The following is a 20,374-nucleotide window of genomic DNA, read 5'->3' on the forward strand; positions in this document are numbered from 1 at the left end:
TTAAACGGCTTTGGTTTGAGCAGAAAAGGAGGTTTACCTTCTTTTTTTGTATGAAAAATGTACTTTAAGTTGCTGTGTTGGTGCGAGTTTAGCTAACTATTTCTATTTTGTTGTTTTTTTATTCTCAATGGCTCAGAATAGTGAAATATTCATATTGTTATGTACAGTAAATATAAAAATATACAATTTATTAACAAATGATTCATATACTTTAATCTTGAGTACTGGAATCATTTGACAATAAGTTGTAAATTACGGCATTTATTTTTTCCACCACTTTCTTGCAAGGGTAATTATATGACAGGAAAAACATCATCTTCTCAGCCGGAAATGAATAACATAGCAGATCCGCTATTTATTCATGCTGAGCATATCGCAAAAGATTTTTCTTTATTTCCAGATAATTCATTACCATCAAAAACGGATGGGGTAGAAGGTCTTATTGATGGGAAACGAATTGAATCTAATTTAGCGACAATTAAAAAGTTAGATGTCGATGCATACATTGCACGTACGGTAACACCAGCGGAAAGCAATAAGCGCCCTGGTGCAAAAGCTATTATTGAAGGCTTCAACGGAAAAGTTGTTACTGAAAAGTTAAACGGTGCATATTACTCTGCTGAAATGGAATTAGACTTCGGTGGTTATACCCGTCGTATTGGTCTTATTGCACAAGAGCGTAGCTCTAATAACGGTGCTTGGATGCCTGAGCATCATCTTGCAGCAAGTAAAGCAATTCGTAAATTTGCAGATCTTTCGTTACCAATCGTTTACTTAATTGATACTCCTGGGGCAGACGCTGGCGAAGAAGCAAACAGTCAGAATCAAGCGCACACTATTTCTCAAATGATCACTGAGAGTGCTAACGTTGACGTACCGACTATTGGTATTGTTGTTGGTGTTGGTTATTCTGGTGGTGCAATCCCATTAGCTACCTCTAATATTCTATTATCTGTTCGAGATGGTATTTTTAATACTATCCAGCCTAAAGGTTTACAAAGCATTGCGCGTAAATATAACCTTTCTTGGCAGGAATGTGCTCAATCTGTAGGTGTTTCTCCTGAAGAACTACTAACGATGGGCTGTATTGATGGTATCGTTGATTACTCTCCAGTTGACCAAGATGAGCGCCAGCACAATCTACAAAAAGCGATCGTATCAGGTATTTTATCTATCGAAGCTAAATCTGTTGAGTTCGTTCGTGAATATCCAGCACTGTTAGAGCATTACAACCGAAGCCTAGCACGTTACCTTGAGCCATCAAGTAAACTTGCTGCTATTGAGAATGCAACAGATGCACGTCTATTAGCTAAAAACCCAACATCACACAATAATGCATTTGGTACAACTTACCGTTACATGCGTTACTTGACACTACGTTCTCGTATTAAAGCGATCCATAAAAATGAATATGGTCGTTTATCTAAGTTAACTGTGCCAGAAGGTGATCTAAAAGCGCGTATTGAAGCTGATCGTAAGCAAGTATTCTTAAACTGGTTAGAAAACCCAGATAAGCTAATTTATGACGATACACTAAATAAAAACTGGAAAACATTCTTACAAAAACGCGAAGATAAAAGCGTTGAACGTAATGTGTTTACCAAGCTTATCTTAGGTGAGCCAAAAGCCAACTATGATAACGCACGTAGTACGTTAATGATTAACTTAACATGGTCTCTATACAATCGTTGGAAAACCAGTGCTGAAAACAACTTCCAATCTCTAATCAAACATTTAGAGAATGAAGAGCAAGTACCAATGACTGAAGAGTGGCCAGAACTTGCTGACTTGAACATTATTGATGCTGTTTCGCATGTTGAAACGCGTGAATCTTTCCTTATCCACTGTCGTCACATGTTAGTGTTTAATGCACTATATGATAATACTATGGGTAACTTGGCTTCTATTGCTGATGAAGCAATGAAAACCAAAGAATTATCACGTGAATCAGTTTCTTCTTTAGTTCGTAGCTCACTAAAAACAGCGTTGAGCAAAGTAAGTGATGATGACTATGAACAGCTTAAAACAACCTTCAATGCATGGTTACATTACTTTACACAGCAATCTGACCGTGGTGAGATTCTAGCTAAAGTAGAAGAATGGAAGAGTATCGGTTCTCCACAAATGAACTCAAGTTTATTTGTTATTCTGACTTACTTGTTCGAAAAACTATTGCCTGAATATTACAATAGCCGTGAAGATGAAAGCTCGTACAATGGTGCAATTAACCCTGTACGTATCGGTCGTCGTAAAGACTTCTGGAATCGTCTAACAATGGGTTACCAAGATCTATTGATTCAAGCGGTATTACGTTCAGAGAAGAACAAAAAGAACAATTCACACACAGCTATTCTTGATAAGTTCTTCACTAATTTTGAAGAAACAAGTGCAGACTTAATGACAGCGAACTTATTAGAGTTCCCTGGTTTCCGTTTATCAGTGGAAGACGCGCTAGATAAGAAAATTAAACCGTGTGGTTTAATCACAGGTACCGGTGACTTTAAATTAGAGAGCGGTGAGACTCAACGTGTTGGTATTGCTGTATCTAACTTATCTTTCCAAGCAGGTGCCTTTGATATGGCAAGTGCTGAGAAATTCTGTGCGTTATTAGTTAAATGTGCAAAACAACATTTACCGGTTATTGCGTTCATCAGTTCTGGTGGTATGCAAACCAAAGAAGGTGCAGCAGCACTATTCTCAATGTCAGTTGTTAATGACCGTATTACACGTTTTATTCGTGATAACGATTTGCCGGTTGTTATGTTTGGTTACGGTGACTGTACTGGTGGAGCACAAGCAAGTTTTGTAACACACCCAATGGCACAAACCTATTACCTATCAGGTACTAACATGCCGTTTGCTGGACAAATGGTTGTACCTGCATACTTGCCATCAACATCAACATTATCAAACTACTTATCTCGCGTACCTGGTGCAATGGATGGTTTAGTCATTAACCCATTTTCAGATGACTTGAATGAGAAACTACGTGTTATTGATGAAAACATGCCAATGCCTGTAGCAACAGTTGAAGAAACAATTCAACGTGCTCTGTCTGGTTTTGTTCCTGTTTGTAACCTTGTAGATGAAGATCAATTCTCTAAATCTGATCCTCGTCAATTAATGCACCCAGTGAAGAAAGTATTAATCCATGCACGTGGTTGTACTGCGGTTAAACTTATCCGTATTGCAAAACAGAATAATATTAACGTGGTACTTGTTGCCTCAGACCCTGATATGACTTCTGTACCAGCAGATATGTTAGGTGAAGGTGATAAACTTGTTTGTTTAGGTGGTAATACCTCTGACGAAAGTTACTTAAATGCAGGTTCTGTATTAAAAGTTGCAGAATACGAGCAAGTTGATGCGTTACACCCAGGTATTGGTTTCTTATCAGAGAGCCCACAATTTGCTGACTTATGTATTAGCCACAACATTAACTTTGTTGGCCCAAGCATGAACAGTATGTTAACTATGGGTAACAAATCAAACGCAATCAAGACAGCTCAAGCTAACGGTGTACCTGTTGTACCTGGTTCACACGGTATCTTAAGCGGTGCTGAGCAAGCGCTAGATATTGCAAATGAAATGGGTTACCCAGTACTGCTTAAAGCGGTAAATGGTGGTGGCGGTAAAGGTATCTTAGTCATTAATAAAGCTGAAGATATGTTTGCAGGCTTCAATCAAGTATCTGCTGAAGCACGTGGTGCATTCGGTAATGGTGACTTGTACCTAGAGAAATACATTACATCACTTCGTCATATCGAAGTACAATTACTACGTGATACCTTTGGTAATACGAAAGTATTGGGTATTCGTGACTGTTCTGTACAACGTAATAACCAAAAAGTGGTTGAAGAATCTGCATCAACAATGCTGCCTGAGAAATTAGAGCAAGAAGCATTGAAACATACCGCCGCATTAGCTAATGCAGTTGATTACATGGGTGCAGGTACGGTTGAGTTTATTTACGACTTAGATGCAGATGCAATCTACTTCATGGAAATGAACACACGTTTACAGGTAGAGCATCCAGTAACGGAAGCGACATCATGTATTGATATTGTAAAAGCACAATACGATATCGCATCAGGTGCTGATATTTCTGCATTAACACCTAAGAAAGAAGGTTATGCTATCGAAGTACGTGTTACAGCTGAAAAAGCGGGCATAGACTCTGAAGGTGTTATGCAACTACTACCTCATCCTGGTAAAGTTGTTGAATGTATCATTCCTGAGCAAGATGATGTTGAAATTATGTCAATGATTGCAACAGGTAAAGAAGTATCACCTTATTACGATAGCTTAGTGGCACAGTTTATCTGTCATGGTAAAGACCGTAATGACACCATTAACAAGTTATTAGCATTCTTAGATAAAGTAAGCATTAAAGGGATCGCAACAAACATTCCATTATTGCAACGTATCTTGAAAGATGAAACGTTCTTGGGTGGCGATTACGATACAACTTACCTACCTAAGTTCATGGCTAAACTTGATCAACAAACAATGATTGATGAAATGGAAGCATCTGCAGCTTCAGGTCTTGAAGGTGCAGCTGAGTCTATTCAGGTTGATGGTAGTAATGAGTTGAAAGTAATTGCGCAAAGTGCTGGTATATTCTACCGAGCTTCTTCGCCTTCTGAGCCGGACTTTGTAATGGAAGGGGATATTGTAAACATTGAGCAAACATTAGGCTTAATGGAAGCAATGAAAATGTTCTCGCCAATTACACTTTCAAGCTTTAATCGTAAAGACTCAGTACTTTATGATGCAAATACTAAGTTCCGTATTGAGCGTATTCTCAATACAAATGGACAACAAGTATCAAGCGGTGATTTACTGTATATCATTACGCCTCTTTAAGGTTAATGTGATACATAAGCAACTTGTGTTGTAGAATATGAAAGCCAGTCAAGTGACTGGCTTTTTTTTACTATAAATAAAAATATCAATGAATAAAAAAAGGTCTAAAATGGATATTGCTTTGATCTGTAATGAAAATATTCTTGCGCCTAAAGCAAAAAAACTACGTGAGAAATGGGGCTTTTTGTCTCCTCGCAGTGAACATTTTCAACTTCGCTTATTACCTGAATATCTTGCCTTAGAGCAACTTGATGACAAACAACAGGGCTTGGTTTTTGTTGACTTTGCCTCAGGTGCTGTAGCGCATCGTCGTAAATTTGGTGGCGGTAAAGGACAATCTATTGCCAAAGCTGTCGGTATAAAGTCAGGTGTAACATTACATGTGATTGATGCTACTGCAGGATTAGGGCGAGATGCTTTTGTCTTGGCTTCGTTAGGGTGTCGCGTCGATATGGTAGAACGTTCCCCTGTTGCTGCTGCGCTGCTTGAAGATGGCTTAGAGCGTGCCTATTTAGATGCTGAAATAGGTGATTGGATGCAACAACGAATGCGTTTAACTCACGCAAGTGGTTATGATTACTTAAAAGATCATCAAGCTGATGTTGTTTACTTAGATCCAATGTTTCCACATAAAAAGAAATCGGCATTAGTCAAAAAAGAGATGCGTGTATTTCAAGGTATTGTCGGTGCTGACCTAGATGCAGATAATTTATTGGAAGTGGCTTTAAATGCGGCAAAATATCGAGTGGTTGTAAAACGTCCAGACTATGCACCATTTCTAAATGATAAAAAGCCAAGCATGAGCATTAAAATGAAAAATAATCGTTTTGATGTGTATGTCAAAAAAGCCATTGGCAGTTAAGTAAGTCGCGCTGAAAGAGTTATTTTAGTGTTTGTGTCGCTGCAATAATTAGATGACAGTAAGATATATTTATACTCTACTTTCAGCGACACGTTGTTACTAAAGGCCTACTTCAACACATGGTTTAATTTTGCTTTATCTCTAATTATTAGCGGTAAGGCTTATTGGATGACTATGTTACTGACTATGTTAATAACTACATTATTGGCTATGCTACTGACTAAAGAGGGTGGTAATCAGTTTCTTTGAGCGCTTTTAATCGTAGATTTATACAACTACTCACTTTATCTTTGTGTTCATATTTCATATAACTAGCGTTAATGGTATCTAGAATAACGGAAGCATTCTTATTGGTTGCATCATGGAGTAGTTTTAATGCCATTTTCTCACTAATACCGATTGCCCTAGCAAATAAGATAAAATCATATCCTATGTAGGTACCATGTTCTGTGTTAAAGCCAGGCGCTAAATCTGTTTCATTTTCCTCTAGCGCTAACAGCGGTAAGGCTAAAGGGTCACCTTCAAAATACGGAATGGTTGATACATAGTCATAAACGGGTGCTAAGCTTTCTCGCCCAACTTTAGGGACTAGTATTCCAAAATTACGCAAATGTAAGTCATTGTTTCCAAGTACGTAAGCGTAGACTATCCGCAAGAAAAGGTCTTGTTTAAACTTTAGGCTTGAGTCAATGTTCTCGATTAAAAATTTGCACACTTGTTCGTAACTGACTTTTGAAACATCATCTATTTTTCCATACTTGTCAGCAACATTCATAGAGCCGTCTAACTGCTCTTGATGTATTTTTTCTAATTCGCTCACTCTGTCATAGCGTTTAATAATAAAAGCATATTCAGTAGGATCTTCATCTTTCTCTTTTGCAAACCCAACAAGACCGAACGGGGGGACATCAAAGCCTAACTTTTGCATAACAAGCATTATTGCATGCTCATTTTCTGCAAGCATTGGAAATTGTTCGGGGGATGGTTTTAGGATGTAAGCGGCGCTATTTTTTACAACATTAAACTGGTTATTTATGATACACAGCGATAATTTTGGTTGATAGCCAGAGATGCTCATGCCTTTTTGATTAACTGGCTCAACTTCAATAAACTCACTTCTAGTGAAAGGCAATGTCGTTTTTGTCGAGACGTTTCCCGTAAGGTATTTAATCCCTTTTTTTGTATAGCCTGAATTGAGTTCTTTTTCTCCTTTAAGTGGCTCCAGCGTAATTAGGCATCTATTTAAATTCATCGTTTTCTCTTAAGTTTATTAACTTCATTTATATCTTGTATTCGGAACTACTTGGTGATGGACTCGACTGTAATGGCACCGAGCAGATCAGTTCCATTTGCTATTAAAAATCCGAATGTATCTCTTTCATCAATCTTCTGTATTTCAGAGTACCTTTTCTTTAGCCAACCCTCAGGTGCTAAGCTTTTGAAATATGGGTGTAACTCCTTGCTTTCATGAACTAGAGCGGAGGTAGGAATACTTAGCGATAGCGGTTTACCTTTGTAGTTTTCATTGTAAGTGAAAACGTATTTATCGGCTTTTTCTTCGAGTGTTCCAGCCAACACTCCAAACATAAAAACATTTACTTTTCTGCCCATGATTTTATCCCTAGCTCTTTTAATACCATGATAACGCTTGAAAAACGGGCGCTCGACGGGTTAGAAAACATGCGTTTGAGTGTTGAATATGAAAGGCTAGTTTGAAGCTCCAAGTCCTCCATTGAAATGCCAATCTTCTTCCGTTTATATTTCATCAGCTTGGCTAATTCATTCATATCATTAAGATCAACACCATCACTTGGATTAGTGGCTTTTGATTCTAGCTCATCGACAGTTTCAACAAGCGACTTGTGTAACTCATCAATTTCAGTCCGAATTTTTAAAATTGAATTGTTGTTCATAAATGACCCTTTTTTATTATATAAATAAATAATAGCTTAAATATGATTTAATTAAAATAAAAAGGTTCAAATAAGATAGTTTTTAATTAAATATTTAATTTTACTTTCATTTATGAGGTGGAAAACTGAATGATGAAGGAAAACGCAAGCTAATAGAGGCGTTAACGGGTAACAAGGATTAACAGGGAATCCTTTCCCACAAAGTTGTCTCTTACTTATCTATATTATTATTTTTAGTTTTATCAGGGTTGGCTCTTATTGCTTTTTTACCGCTCTTATTTGTTACGACATGATGATTTGGGTGTTGGCCGTTAATTGTCTCTTTAACTAATTGTGCACGAGTGACTATCCCTCGACCAGGTATTGTATAGCTGTTATTACTACCGTTCTTACTATCTGCATTGCCACGAATATTTATAGCCATTTTGAACCTCTCAATAATTTTTATGTGATGTAACGTATTAACAGTCAATATTAAACTGCTCATATATTGTACTAATGTTCAAGAAGCACTGCAATTTTGGCTGTTTTTATATACAGCTTGTAAATGTAAAATAGTCTCTCTGGCACATATTGTTCAATATGTGTAGATCCTCTTGATTTAAAAGTAAAAATTTTATGAATAGTTCGGTACAATGATAGCCTATTAAAAAGTAAGCTCTTTCAAACAACGTTTTAGGTAAACATCATGGCAAAATCTCCCGCTAAAAAAACGACAAAAAAATCAAAAGTTGGTTTTGAAGAATCCCTTTGGGATGCAGCCAATAAACTGCGTGGTAGTGTTGAATCTGCTGAATACAAGCACATCGTATTAAGCCTTATCTTCCTTAAATTCATTAGTGATAAGTTTGAAGTGCGTAAAAATGCCATTGTTGCAGAGTACGGTAATGAATATATCGATATGGTGGAGTTTTACACCATGGAAAATATCTTCTATTTACCTGAAGACGCACGTTGGTCATTTATTCAAATGAACGCCAAACAAGACGATATCGCGGTAAAAATTGACTCAGCGTTACATGCCGTAGAAAAAAGCAATAAATCATTAGCGGGCGCGTTACCTGATAACTACTTTTCTCGTTTAGGGTTAGATAGCAGTAAACTGTCTGCATTAATCGATACCATTAACAATATCGACACCATCGCTAAAGAAAGTGCTGATAACGCAGAAGAAGCTAAAAGCGAAGAAGATTTAGTCGGCCGTGTTTATGAGTACTTTTTAGGTAAATTTGCGGCATCTGAAGGTAAAGGCGGTGGTGAGTTCTATACGCCAAAATCCATTGTTACGCTGATTGCCGATATGATTGAGCCGTTTTCAGGTAAAATCTATGACCCGTGTTGTGGCTCAGGCGGTATGTTTGTGCAATCGCTTAAATTTATTAACAGCCATAACGGCAACCAAAAAAACATCTCTATTTACGGGCAAGAATATACCAATACCACCTATAAACTGGCGAAAATGAACCTCGCAGTACGTGGTATTTCAGGTAACTTAGGTGACGTAGCAGGCGATAGTTTCTTTAAAGACCAACACCCCGATTTAAAAGCCGATTATATTATGGCAAACCCTCCGTTTAACCAAAAACAGTGGCGTGCTGATAACGAATTAGTCGATGATGCACGTTGGGCAGGTTATCCAACACCACCAACAGGTAATGCTAACTACGCTTGGATCATGCACATAATTTCAAAACTCAGCGAGCATGGTACAGCTGGTTTTGTATTAGCCAACGGCTCAATGAGTTCAAATACCAGTGGTGAAGGCGACATTCGTCAAAAAATCATCGAAAACGATTTAGTCGATTGTATGATCGCCTTACCGGGGCAACTGTTTTACACCACACAAATTCCCGTGTGTTTATGGTTCATAAGTAAAGACAAACGTGGCAATGATGAAAAAGGCTTATTAAAACGCCGTGATCGCCAAGGGGAAACCTTATTTATTGATGCACGTGAAATGGGCTCTATGGTTAACCGTACCTTAAAAGAATTAACCAACGATGATATTGCCGAAATAACCGAAACTTACCACGTTTGGCGCGGCGAAGAACTGGTTGTTGAAGGCGAGAAAGCAAGAAAAGAATACCAAGATATCGCGGGTTATTGTAAATCAGCAACCCTTGAGGATATGAAAGCCAACGATTATGTATTAACACCCGGTCGATATGTTGGCGCCGCTGAACTTGTTGACGATGGTATTCCCTTCGAAACTAAAATGACCGAACTCAGCCAAACCCTCTATAGCCAAATGAACCAAGCGCAAGAGCTTGATAAAGCGATCCGTAAAAACTTGGAGGCGCTGGGTTATGGGGAGTAATTGGCAGCAAATTAGACTAGGGGAGTTTGCATCTCATCAAAAAGGTTTTGCTTTTAAATCTAAGGATTATGTTGATGGCGGTGTCGGGATTGTTAGAGTAAGTAATTTGACCCATGATTCAATTGATACTTCAGATTTAAGGTATATCTCAATTGAGAAAACAATAGATAAAGGTAATTTTGTATTAAGTGAAAATGATGTAATTATTGCTACTGTTGGATCGTGGCCCAAAAATCCAGCTTCAGTTGTTGGGAAAGTTATCAAAGTTCCAAAAAGTTGTAATGGCTTTTTGTTAAACCAAAATGCAGTCAGATTTAAGGTCAAAACTGAAACGAAATATGATCAGCAATATTTATACTCACTTTTGAAATCTAAGAGATTTTCTGACTATATAATTGCAACAGCTCAAGGAAGTGCGAATCAGGCAAGTATAACCATTAAAGATATTTATGCTTTTGAGTTTTATTGTCCTCCTGAGGATGTTAGGCGTGGAATTGCGAAGCAATTGAATACGTTAGAACGTAAAATAGAGCTCAACCAACAAACCAACCAAACGCTTGAAAAAATGGCGCAGACCTTGTTTAAAAGCTGGTTTGTTGATTTTGATCCTGTGTTTGACAACGCATTAGCTAAGGCTGATTTTAACCTAGAAAATCTCCCAAGTGCCTGGCCTGCAGCATTAGTACAACGTGCGACATCACGCTTACAGGTATTGCAAGATAACCCAACACTACAAACCAAACTAACACAGCATAACCTAGCGGAGACTGAAAATAACATCGCACTGACACAAGCATCACAAGCAGAAAATACCCATCAACACTTTCCAAGCGAGTTTGAACCAACCGACGAACCATCAATTGGCATCAACGGCTGGGTTCCGAAGGGCTGGAGTCTTGTTACCTTTGAGTCTTTAATTAATTTAACAGGTGGTGGTACACCTAAAACAAGTATTGAAGAATATTGGAATGGTGATATTCCTTGGTTTTCTGTTGTAGACGCTCCAAACGATAGTGATGTATTTGTGGTTGATACTGATAAGCATGTTACAAAACTGGGCGTAGAGAAGTCGTCAACAAAAATATTACGATCAGGAACCACAATCATTAGTGCAAGAGGGACTGTTGGAAAATGTGCTCTTGTGGCCACTCCTATGGCAATGAACCAATCTTGCTACGGTATTAATGGCAAGAACGATATATCGGATGAATTTATTTATTTTTTAACTAGGTATCAAGTTTCTGACTTGCAAAAACGAGGTCATGGCTCCGTTTTTAATACGATAACCCGTGAAACCTTTAAGTCAATAAACTTACCTTTTTCGGGAGAATTATTAACTAATAAGTTTAGTACAACAGTAAGTTTATTATTTGAAAAAGTTCTTAATAATAATATGCAAAATATTGAACTAATAAGACTTCGAGACACACTTTTACCCAAGCTAATATCAGGCGAATTACAAATTCCCTCTAAAACGGAGAGTATCTAATAGTGCTTAAAATTTTCGGTAAAATACTAAATACACTTCAATATAATGTCGATAAAGACATTAATGAAACTTTGTATCAAAACGAGGTATTTTTAGCGAGTAAATGGAGCTATTTAGAAAAGAGTATTTTACGTTGGTCTCAGCGGCATCGTTTTTATATTGCATTAATGGTTATTATTTCTGTTCTAATTGTTGTGAATTTAGTAGTTTGGAAGGGGGTAATTGGTTCAATTGCAATTAGTTACTTTCCTCATTGGAGAAAACTTATTGAGTGGCAAGGTATTTTTCTTGCTGGGCAGCTAACCATTGTAGGTGTTGTTTACCCATTAGTAATCGGTCTTATTGGTGTTCTTTTTCAAAATAAATCTGCGAAGAAAATTATATTTCCGATTTATCAAATGTATTCGGGATTTATGTTTGCTGGTTTGAGCGGATTGTTTTTATCCATCTTTATCATTGTGGGTTATTTTTTTAGTGCTAGTTTAGCCCCGTCAACTTATGTTGCAATTTGTTTAACCTCAGCATTATGGCTGACGTTTAATGTATTACTCACAAGTTGGTTTTTCAGTACAACATTCTTAATGTTAGATGACGCTAAACGAGACCGGTTAATTGTTCGCTTTACTATGCATGAGCTTTGTGAGTTTGATATCAGAAAGCGATTGAAAAAATTATTGCTTCATAACGCAATACAGAATAAGTACTTATTTATCCCTGATGAAAGGCTATTTAAAGTTAGAACCTATAAACTTTCCGATGACAAATATAAAGAAATTTGTAAGCCTTCAAAAACTCCCCTTGAAATTTACAATGTATCTTTTCGTTTAATTAATACCGTCATACGTTTCGAAAGCTATAAGCTAGGATTTACTTATTGGGTCTCGAGTTTATGGTTATCAAAATGGTTTGTTGCTAAAGGTTTGGTTGGATGGAACTTTAAATTAAATGAAGGAGCTGAGTTTGTTGTACAGCCAATTTGGTACAGTCGTCCGAATCCTCGTTTATCCCTAATAAAATACTCTGGTCTAAATCTAAGCAGGCTCTCTAAATTGTTAATTCGTCTTAGTTTCTCTACTAAACAAGTTGAAGATAAAGGTGATAAAAGTTTAACGTCAATGATTCAAGCTGTTATAGGGTCAACTCATGATGCATTAAGAGAAAAGAATATTGGTGAGTTTAAATCGTCATTAGATAACATTGTAAAATGGCACATTGAAATAGCCTCGGCACTGGGTTTTATCAACGATAGTAATCAGCCTGATAATTGGCTCTTATTACCTACTACTAGTTTTTTTAGTCGAAGGTATTTAGATGAAATTATGTCTGAATATTATCAAGTGTCAAAATTAGCTGTGGAGTTAATTCCGGATAATAAAGAGTTTTATGGCGAGGTTCTTTACTTGCATAAACGTATATTTTCTAGAAGGGAGGACTTAGTCGAGGAAGAAGGATTTAAGCTAATTCAAGGTAATTATTTTAATTGGGTATTGTTGATGGAGTGGCGTTCTTTTAGCTTTAACACTACCGATATGATGATTTTAAACAAGTATGAAGACATTTTATATGATTTTGTAGGTTCATGGGAATCGTGGTTAGATTATATTGGACCAAGAGAGATGCACTCTGAGAATATAAAGCAAACCTTACCTTTGTTAATAACACACTTAGAATTCACTGCTCAAACTGCGATTACTGCGCTTCGATATGATAATTTTGAAGCTGCTGGTTGGGGAGTTGATATGCTCAATAATTGGATTAAAAAAGTTTCCTCAAGAGAGTTGTTTCATGAGAAATATAGATGGAATTCTGAATTGGTGACGCATCGAATTCTATTTGAAAGTAGTAATATAGAGCCTTGGAAATCCATACTGAAAGGAGATGACTTTAAACTTATACCCGCTTTTGATATCGCATTAAAGAATGCAGCTTTTGATCTAAGAGTTATTACGGCTTGTTATATATTATTAAAGCCAAAGTCAGACAAAAAGGACTCTATAAATAAATATATAAAAGCTTTACTATCTGGTGCTGCAATTCATCCAACCGGGACTATTAATGGAACTATTAATCGAACTACAGGAGCTATTTCAAACTGTAGTGATCTGCTTGGTGCATTCATAAGGCAAAGAGATTATGCGCATTATGGTGAAGGAAGTTATGGTTCTTGGCTATCTAAAGTTCTTGAATCATTTAGTCGAGTTAATGAACAAAAAAGAGTATCAGGGCGAATCTATTCAGGCTGGGGGCGAAATGATGTTTGTAGTATGAATAAAGCATATGTTGAAATTGCTATTTCTTTATCTACGCATGAATGGCAATTAGCACATAAATGGTTTGATATAATATTTTCAGCTACCTTTAGTCATATGGATCAAAAAACACTGATCGAAGACTTACAAACCTGGTTGAAAATTGCAGAAGAAATAGATGGTTCTATTTTAATGGCTGAAGAAGAGCTTACTAGTAATATAGAAAACTTTAAAACTTCTGTACAGAAAGTTATTGAACAGGTTAAAAATCGTCAACACAAAATAGTAAATGATGCTGAAGTAGACCAAGAGTTATTAACTTATTTTGGTAAAGTATGCTCTGAATCTTTAATTGCCGTTAGCAACTCTCCTTTATTTCCAATTAAATTATTTAAACGATTTAGCACAAACCTTGATATAACAGATCAAAAATTCTTTCAGGTTTATTTGATTGATTATGCTAAGGAAAAAATTGCAGTTGGGCTTGAAGAAAATAGAACAATCAACGAAGAAGATAGTTTCAAGAGAATTATTAATAATGATATTAAAGTTAATATATTGAGAGAGCTATTGCGTTATACAATAACTGATTGTTTTGAATATGATAATGCAGAAAGTAATATAATAGACGTATTAGAATTAGCTAAGCATATTAAAAATCCAATTATGTTTGTTGGAGATGACAATTTAAAGAAAACACTTCATAAGGCGAGTTATGACCAAAGAACTGCCTCAAATAATCGAATTACATTTATTGATGGATATGGAAATGACTATTTATGTCATATTGGTGCGATCGAAGTTTTTAGAATGAGTTTTACAGATGTGAATCATTCGCTGTTAACATCAAAAGACATATTTGAGCACATTAAATTTGCTGAAGTATCTGAAAAACAATTAATTAAATTAAAGTATGTCGCGTACGAAAATAACGAAAGTCTAGGTAACCTGTACTTACAATACTGGATGGATGTAAATTTAACCGAAGGCATGCAATGTTTTAAGACCACTTTGAACATTACTGATGGAGATAGGTAGGCTAATAAATGAAATTCACTGAAGCCAAATTAGAAGAAGCGATTATTGAGCTGTTAGGCGAGCAAGGTTACCCACACAGTAAAGGTGGTGAGCATCCGTTGTTAGTTGATGGTGTACGAGCTCAATCTGAAGTGTTAATTAAAGCGGATTTACGGGCTTTCTTAGCCAAGCGTTATGAAAGTGCGGGCATTACTGGCGGTGAAATTGAATCGATTATTCGCAAACTAGAAACCCTGCCTGCCAGTGATTTATACGACAGTAACAAAACGTTTTGTCAGTGGTTGAGTGATGGTTTTTTATTAAAACGCGAATCTGCTAGTACTGCGGGTAGTGCTTCTCAAAAAGATTTGTATATTCAACTGCTTGATTACGACAATGTCGAAGCGTCTGTTAAACAATCGTTATTACCAGGTATTACTGATGATGCCGTTGTTAATTCTGTAGTCAACCAAGAAACGTTAAAGGTAGCCGAAGATAATGTCGCTTACTTAGCAGATGCTAAAGCAAACAAAACGACAGACGACGGCAATATTTATCGAGTCGTTAGCCAGTTAGAAATTGTCGGTGCAACGGGTGAAAAGCGTATTCCTGATGCTATTTTGTATATCAATGGATTACCGCTCGTTGTATTTGAGTTTAAAAGTGCGATACGCGAAAAAGCGCCAATATTTGAAGCCTTTAAACAGTTAACCGTTCGTTATCGTCGTGATATTCCACAATTGTTTGTATTTAATACTCTGTGTGTGATCAGTGATGGCGTGAATAACAAAGTGGGAAACTTGTTTGCCCCTTATCAATTCTTTTACTCTTGGGGCAAAGTGACTGGCCAAGAGCTGGTGGCTGAAGATGGCATAAACTCCTTACATACTATGCTTCAAGGTTTATTTGATAAAGCGCGTTTACGTGATGTGATGCGCCACTTTGTGTTTTTCCCTGACACCAGTAAAAAAGAGATAAAAATTGTACCGCGCTATCCACAATATTATGCGGCCAAAAAACTCTTTGAGAATATCAAAGTGCATCAAAAGCCATTGGGGGATGGTAAAGGGGGGACTTACTTCGGTGCAACGGGCTGTGGTAAGAGCTATACCATGCAGTTTTTATCACGCTTGTTGATGAAAAGTGTCGATTTTAAAAGCCCAACGATTATTTTAATCACTGACCGAACCGATTTAGATGACCAGTTATCACAGCAATTTGGTAATGCTAAAACCTACATTGGTGATAATACGATTACCACGATCACTAGCCGTAGCCATTTACGTGAGTTATTAAAAGGTCGTAACAGTGGTGGTTTGTTTTTAACGACCATTCATAAATTTACTGAAGATGCCGAGCTATTAACGGATCGCTGTAATGTGATTTGTATTTCCGATGAAGCGCACCGTAGCCAAGTCAATTTAGATCAAAAAGTGACTGTGACAGAAAAGGGCGTTAAGAAAACCTTTGGTTTTGCAAAATACCTACACGACTCTTTACCTAATGCGACTTATGTTGGCTTTACCGGTACACCAGTGGATGCAACCTTAGATGTATTTGGTCAGGTTGTTGATTCTTATACCATGACTGAATCGGTAAAAGATGAAATTACAGTGCGTATTGTTTACGAGGGACGCGCTGCAAAAGTGTGTTTGAACAATAATAAACTCAAAGAGATTGAACAGTATTATAAAGACTGTGAAGCTATAGGCAGTAATGAATTACAGATAGAAGAGAGTAAAAAAGCAACGGCGAATATGAATTCCATTTTAGGCGACCCTGATCGTATTAGTGCGTTAGCTAAGGATTTTGTCGAGCATTATGAAAAACGTGTTGAAGAGGGCTCTACGGTTGCGGGTAAGGCTATGTTTGTGTGTAGTTCTCGTGGTATTGCTTATCAACTATACCAAGAACTAGAAATATTACGCCCGGCTTGGTTTGAAAAAATAGATACAGATAATGCCAATGAGTTATCTGACATTGAACGCAAGCGTGCGATCAGCGAAGGGCGTATTGCCGCACCTTCTGAACGGGTGAAAATGATCATGACCCGTGGTAAAGATGATGTAGAACGTTTGTATAACTTACTTGGTGGAAAAGACCAACGTAAAGCCTTAGATACACAGTTTAAAAATAAGAACTCAAACTTTAAAATCGCCATCGTGGTTGATATGTGGCTAACCGGTTTTGATGTGCCATTTTTAGATACCATGTATATCGATAAACCCATTCAAAAACACAGTTTAATCCAGACTATCTCTCGTGTTAACCGTCAGTTTGAAGGTAAAGATAAAGGCTTGGTGGTTGATTATATCGGCATTAAATCAGCCATGAATAAAGCCTTAGCGCAATACTCTAAAACCGATGAAACCAATTTTGAAGATGTTGAAGCCTCTATTATTGAAGTTAAAAATCACCTCGCTTTGTTAAGGGATGCTTTCCACACATTCGATTCTGCTCCGTACTTTACTGGCCAAGCAGTCGCACAGTTAAATTGTTTAAATCATGCGGCTGAGTTTGTATTAGTGACTGAAAAGCGTAGAAAACGTTTTATCGATATAGTGAAACGCTTAAAAGCGGCTTATGACGTTTGTTGTGGTAGTGAAAAAATAAGCGAAGATCAGCGTAATCATATCCACTTCTACTTAGCGATTCGCTCTATTGTTTTTAAACTTAGTACTGGCGAAGTGCCTGATGCAGCGCAGATGAATGCAAAAGTACGTGAAATGCTCTCTGAAGCATTACAAAGTGATGGCGTAGAAGAGATCTTTAAACTGGGTAATGAAAGCGGGGGAGAGATTGATATTTTCAATGATGATTACATTGCTAAAATTGAACAGATTAAGCTTCCCAATACCAAGATTAAGATATTACAACAGTTGTTAGCTAAAGCGATTGGCGAATTAAAGAAAGTAAACCAAGTACAAGGCACTGATTTCACCAAACGTTTTGAAGCATTGGTTGAACGCTATAACGAACGTAAAGATGAGACCATATATGCTGGCAATGTTTTAGATGATTTTGCTGAAAGTATTGTCGGTGAAATTTATGCTGTAAAAAAAGAAATGAATGCTGGTGATGAGCTAGGAATTGATATCGAAGAAAAAGCTTTTTATGACGCATTAAAAACCTTAGCGGTTCGTTATGACTTTGATTACCCAGAAGATAAACTCATTGAACTAGCGAAAGAAGTCAAAAAAATTGTAGATCAGAAAGCGAAGTTTACGGACTGGAATCACCGAGATGATATTAAAGCGATGTTAAAAGTAGAGTTAATCTTGGTGTTGGCTAAATTTGGTTATCCGCCAGTAAGTCGTGATGAAGTATACAAAGAAATATTTGAACAAGCTGAGGCGGTTAAAGCAAATACTAAAACATAACTTATGCCAAGTATTTTTAGGCGTTAGTATTAAGTGTTTGTAGCATTAATTGGGAGGCATTTTCTAGTCGTCATAAAAAAGAGTCTTTTAGTACCGTCATTAACCTGATTAGTAACACTGAATATCAAGTTAAGCATGTCATTAGTACAAAGCAAAGAGTTTAAGTTTTTTGACCATGATGACTAATCAATATTGCGATAAAGCGGATCTAGCCTAAAAAAGATCAAGTGTTATGCCGTTCACAAATGGTAATATATGACTATCTTAATAATTTAAACCAAGACATTATTAAGGGGAGTTGAGTTTTTATTAGCGCTACAAAACCAAGGTTAACCTCTAGCAGGTAAAATGATTTATCTAACTAACATGAATAGAGAAAGGAATAGATATGAATGAGGACTGCCATTTAGTCGCTATTGATTTAGGTTCAAATAGTTTTCACTTAATTGTTGCAAGAGAGTTAACAGGCTGTATTCAAACTGTTTTTACCAGTAAAAAAAGTGTGCGTTTAGCCAGCGGCCTTGATCAAAACAAACACTTGTCAGAAGAAGCTATTCAACGCGGTTTAGATTGTCTTGCTGAGTTTAATCAACAGTTATCTGGATTAACTTGTCGAGCTGTTAGAGTAGTGGCGACTTATAGTTTACGTGTTGCAGTGAATAGCGATGAGTTTATTGAACGTGCCAAAGCAGTATTTCCTTACCCTATTGAAGTGATCAGCGGCGAAAAAGAAGCGACTTTGATTTATCAAGGTGTTGCACATACTTATCCGCTCAAAGGCACCACCTTTGTAATGGATATCGGTGGTGGAAGTACTGAGTTTATTATTGGTAAGCGCTTTAAAATTAAGTTTGCACGCAGTTTAGAAATGGGCTCCCGATCTTTTGCGACACGCTTCTTTAATGATGACAAAATAACTGCTGATAGTATGCGTTTAGCGCAGGCGGAAGCGCGTAGCGTTTTAGCACCTATTGTCGAAGAATGCTTAGCGTTAGGTTGGAAGGGGGTACTAGGCACTTCTGGCTCTTTCAAAGTGATCAAACAGTGTATGTTAGAACTACATGGTGATAGTCATATTACTGAAAAGCGGGTAAGACGTTTAATTGCTCGTTTTATTGAGGCTAAGAGCTTTGATAACTTAGGATTAAGTAGTATTGAAGAAAGCCGTTTTACGCTCACCGCAGGTGCCTTAGCCATCGTGAGTAGTTTTATGGATGAGTTCTCGGTTAAAAACATCAATATCAGTACATCGGCGTTGCGAGAAGGTGTCTTGTATGGGTTGAGTAGTACCGAAGAGAAAATGCTACCTCGTGATCGTACTGTCACTAACTTATTACATTTGCATCGTATCGACCAAGTATTTAGTAAGCGCGTGTTATTACAGTTGCAATTGTTTAACCAGCAACTGGCTGAGCAAGGCAAGGCAATCGATGAAACTCGTTTTATGTTTCTCCGATACGCGGCGTTAATGCATGAAATTGGTATTAATATTCACTCTAAAAAACGCCAAGTACACGGTGCTTATATTATTGAACACAGTGATATGCCGGGTTTTAGCGAGCAAGGACAACAAATTATTGCCGCTATGGTTGGGGATCATCGAGGTAAGATTAATTCACCAATTACTTTTGATGTGATTTCTAAAGATGAATATTACCAAATAGTGCAACTTTTACGTTTAGCGATTATTCTGACCCATGGGCGTCGTGATTTTCCACAGCAGCTTGCTAAAATTAAGTTTGAAGGAAAGCAGTTACAAATAGATATTCCAGCGGTTCTATTTAAAGAAAATGACCTTTTTGCGATGTTAGAGAAAGAGGTGTTACAACAGCAAAAAGCCGGGCTTTCTTTGAAAGTTGTAGCAGAAGCGATTGAGCTTTAATAGACGATTCAAATAATAGAAGTCTTAAAAGTATTTAATCACAATACTTTAAGACTTCTTTGCCCTCCTAGTGTGTTGATTCTTCTATATTTTACTTAGATGAAGTTTAGTTTGTTTTTTTATTTTGACGCAAGCAGGGAGACTAAAGTTACCGCCCCGAAGCGAACGTTAATACTACTAGTAAAGCGTTCGAAATATTTGAAGAGTGCTCTATAAATCTAGAATACTTAAAATCACTTCTGTCAGAAATGCTACTTTGTGGCGGCGGGCGAATTAAGCGCCAGTTTAGTATCATGAGCGGAGAAGCTCTGCGACTTCTTTTTCAGGAACCTTGTTTTGACTTTGGGGCGGTGGCTTCAGCCTCCCTTGCAAGTGCAATAAATAAAAGAACACACTTCA

11 protein-coding genes are annotated in these 20,374 nt (G+C 37.1%); 7 read left to right on the forward strand and 4 right to left on the reverse strand.

Annotation, left to right across the window (positions count from 1 at the left end):
• Positions 1–297: 297 nt before the first annotated feature.
• Together V6256_RS10780 and V6256_RS10785 are read left to right on the forward strand one after the other, a co-directional pair.
• Positions 298–4,866, forward strand: a complete 4,569-nt coding sequence (locus tag V6256_RS10780) for an ATP-binding protein (protein ID WP_341598218.1) — start codon at positions 298–300, stop codon at positions 4,864–4,866.
• Positions 4,867–4,975: 109 nt separating this feature from the next.
• Positions 4,976–5,728, forward strand: coding sequence for a class I SAM-dependent methyltransferase (locus V6256_RS10785; protein WP_341598219.1), 753 nt, complete (start codon positions 4,976–4,978; stop codon positions 5,726–5,728).
• A gap of 220 nt (positions 5,729–5,948) precedes the next feature.
• Here V6256_RS10785 and V6256_RS10790 read toward each other — a convergent pair whose 3' ends face one another.
• The 4 genes from V6256_RS10790 to V6256_RS10805 form a co-directional block, all read right to left on the reverse strand.
• Entirely contained in the window at positions 5,949–6,980 is a 1,032-nt protein-coding gene (locus V6256_RS10790; protein ID WP_341598220.1) for a type II toxin-antitoxin system HipA family toxin, read from the reverse strand.
• Positions 6,981–7,027: 47 nt separating this feature from the next.
• On the reverse strand, positions 7,028–7,339 hold the full coding sequence (locus tag V6256_RS10795; RefSeq protein WP_341598221.1) for a HipA N-terminal domain-containing protein: 312 nt from the start codon (positions 7,337–7,339) through the stop codon (positions 7,028–7,030).
• Positions 7,324–7,641 carry a hypothetical protein gene (locus V6256_RS10800; protein ID WP_341598222.1) on the reverse strand — a complete coding sequence of 106 codons (318 nt, stop codon included), beginning with the start codon at positions 7,639–7,641 and terminating at the stop codon, positions 7,324–7,326. Before V6256_RS10800 ends, V6256_RS10795 begins: the two co-directional genes overlap by 16 nt.
• Positions 7,642–7,852: 211 nt before the next feature.
• Entirely contained in the window at positions 7,853–8,065 is a 213-nt protein-coding gene (locus tag V6256_RS10805; RefSeq protein WP_341598223.1) for a DUF3892 domain-containing protein, read from the reverse strand.
• Between the two features lie 264 nt (positions 8,066–8,329).
• Between V6256_RS10805 and V6256_RS10810 the strand changes: the two genes are divergently transcribed.
• From V6256_RS10810 to V6256_RS10830, 5 genes are all read left to right on the forward strand, one after another.
• Positions 8,330–9,958, forward strand: coding sequence for a type I restriction-modification system subunit M (locus V6256_RS10810; protein WP_341598224.1), 1,629 nt, complete (start codon positions 8,330–8,332; stop codon positions 9,956–9,958).
• Positions 9,948–11,447, forward strand: coding sequence for a restriction endonuclease subunit S (locus V6256_RS10815; protein WP_341598225.1), 1,500 nt, complete (start codon positions 9,948–9,950; stop codon positions 11,445–11,447). Before V6256_RS10810 ends, V6256_RS10815 begins: the two co-directional genes overlap by 11 nt.
• A 2-nt stretch (positions 11,448–11,449) precedes the next feature.
• A complete protein-coding gene (locus V6256_RS10820; protein WP_341598226.1) occupies positions 11,450–14,734 on the forward strand; it encodes a hypothetical protein in 3,285 nt (1,094 codons plus the stop codon).
• Positions 14,735–14,742: 8 nt separating this feature from the next.
• Positions 14,743–18,093, forward strand: a complete 3,351-nt coding sequence (locus V6256_RS10825; RefSeq protein WP_341598227.1) for a type I restriction endonuclease subunit R — start codon at positions 14,743–14,745, stop codon at positions 18,091–18,093.
• Between the two features lie 388 nt (positions 18,094–18,481).
• Positions 18,482–19,975, forward strand: coding sequence for a Ppx/GppA phosphatase family protein (locus tag V6256_RS10830; RefSeq protein WP_341598228.1), 1,494 nt, complete (start codon positions 18,482–18,484; stop codon positions 19,973–19,975).
• Positions 19,976–20,374: the final 399 nt, after the last annotated feature.

The organism is Psychromonas aquatilis (genome assembly GCF_038155185.1).
GTDB lineage: Bacteria > Pseudomonadota > Gammaproteobacteria > Enterobacterales > Psychromonadaceae > Psychromonas > Psychromonas aquatilis.

What these genes read in the sequence shown, in the direction of transcription:
- V6256_RS10830 (WP_341598228.1), top strand. Translation starts at nt 18,482, where the DNA reads ATGAATGAGGACTGCCATTTAGTCGCTATTGATTTAGGTTCAAATAGT.
- V6256_RS10810 (WP_341598224.1), top strand. Translation starts at nt 8,330, where the DNA reads ATGGCAAAATCTCCCGCTAAAAAAACGACAAAAAAATCAAAAGTTGGT.
- V6256_RS10805 (WP_341598223.1), bottom strand. Translation starts at nt 8,065, where the DNA reads ATGGCTATAAATATTCGTGGCAATGCAGATAGTAAGAACGGTAGTAAT.
- V6256_RS10800 (WP_341598222.1), bottom strand. Translation starts at nt 7,641, where the DNA reads ATGAACAACAATTCAATTTTAAAAATTCGGACTGAAATTGATGAGTTA.
- V6256_RS10790 (WP_341598220.1), bottom strand. Translation starts at nt 6,980, where the DNA reads ATGAATTTAAATAGATGCCTAATTACGCTGGAGCCACTTAAAGGAGAA.
- V6256_RS10795 (WP_341598221.1), bottom strand. Translation starts at nt 7,339, where the DNA reads ATGGGCAGAAAAGTAAATGTTTTTATGTTTGGAGTGTTGGCTGGAACA.
- V6256_RS10780 (WP_341598218.1), top strand. Translation starts at nt 298, where the DNA reads ATGACAGGAAAAACATCATCTTCTCAGCCGGAAATGAATAACATAGCA.
- V6256_RS10785 (WP_341598219.1), top strand. Translation starts at nt 4,976, where the DNA reads ATGGATATTGCTTTGATCTGTAATGAAAATATTCTTGCGCCTAAAGCA.
- V6256_RS10825 (WP_341598227.1), top strand. Translation starts at nt 14,743, where the DNA reads ATGAAATTCACTGAAGCCAAATTAGAAGAAGCGATTATTGAGCTGTTA.
- V6256_RS10815 (WP_341598225.1), top strand. Translation starts at nt 9,948, where the DNA reads ATGGGGAGTAATTGGCAGCAAATTAGACTAGGGGAGTTTGCATCTCAT.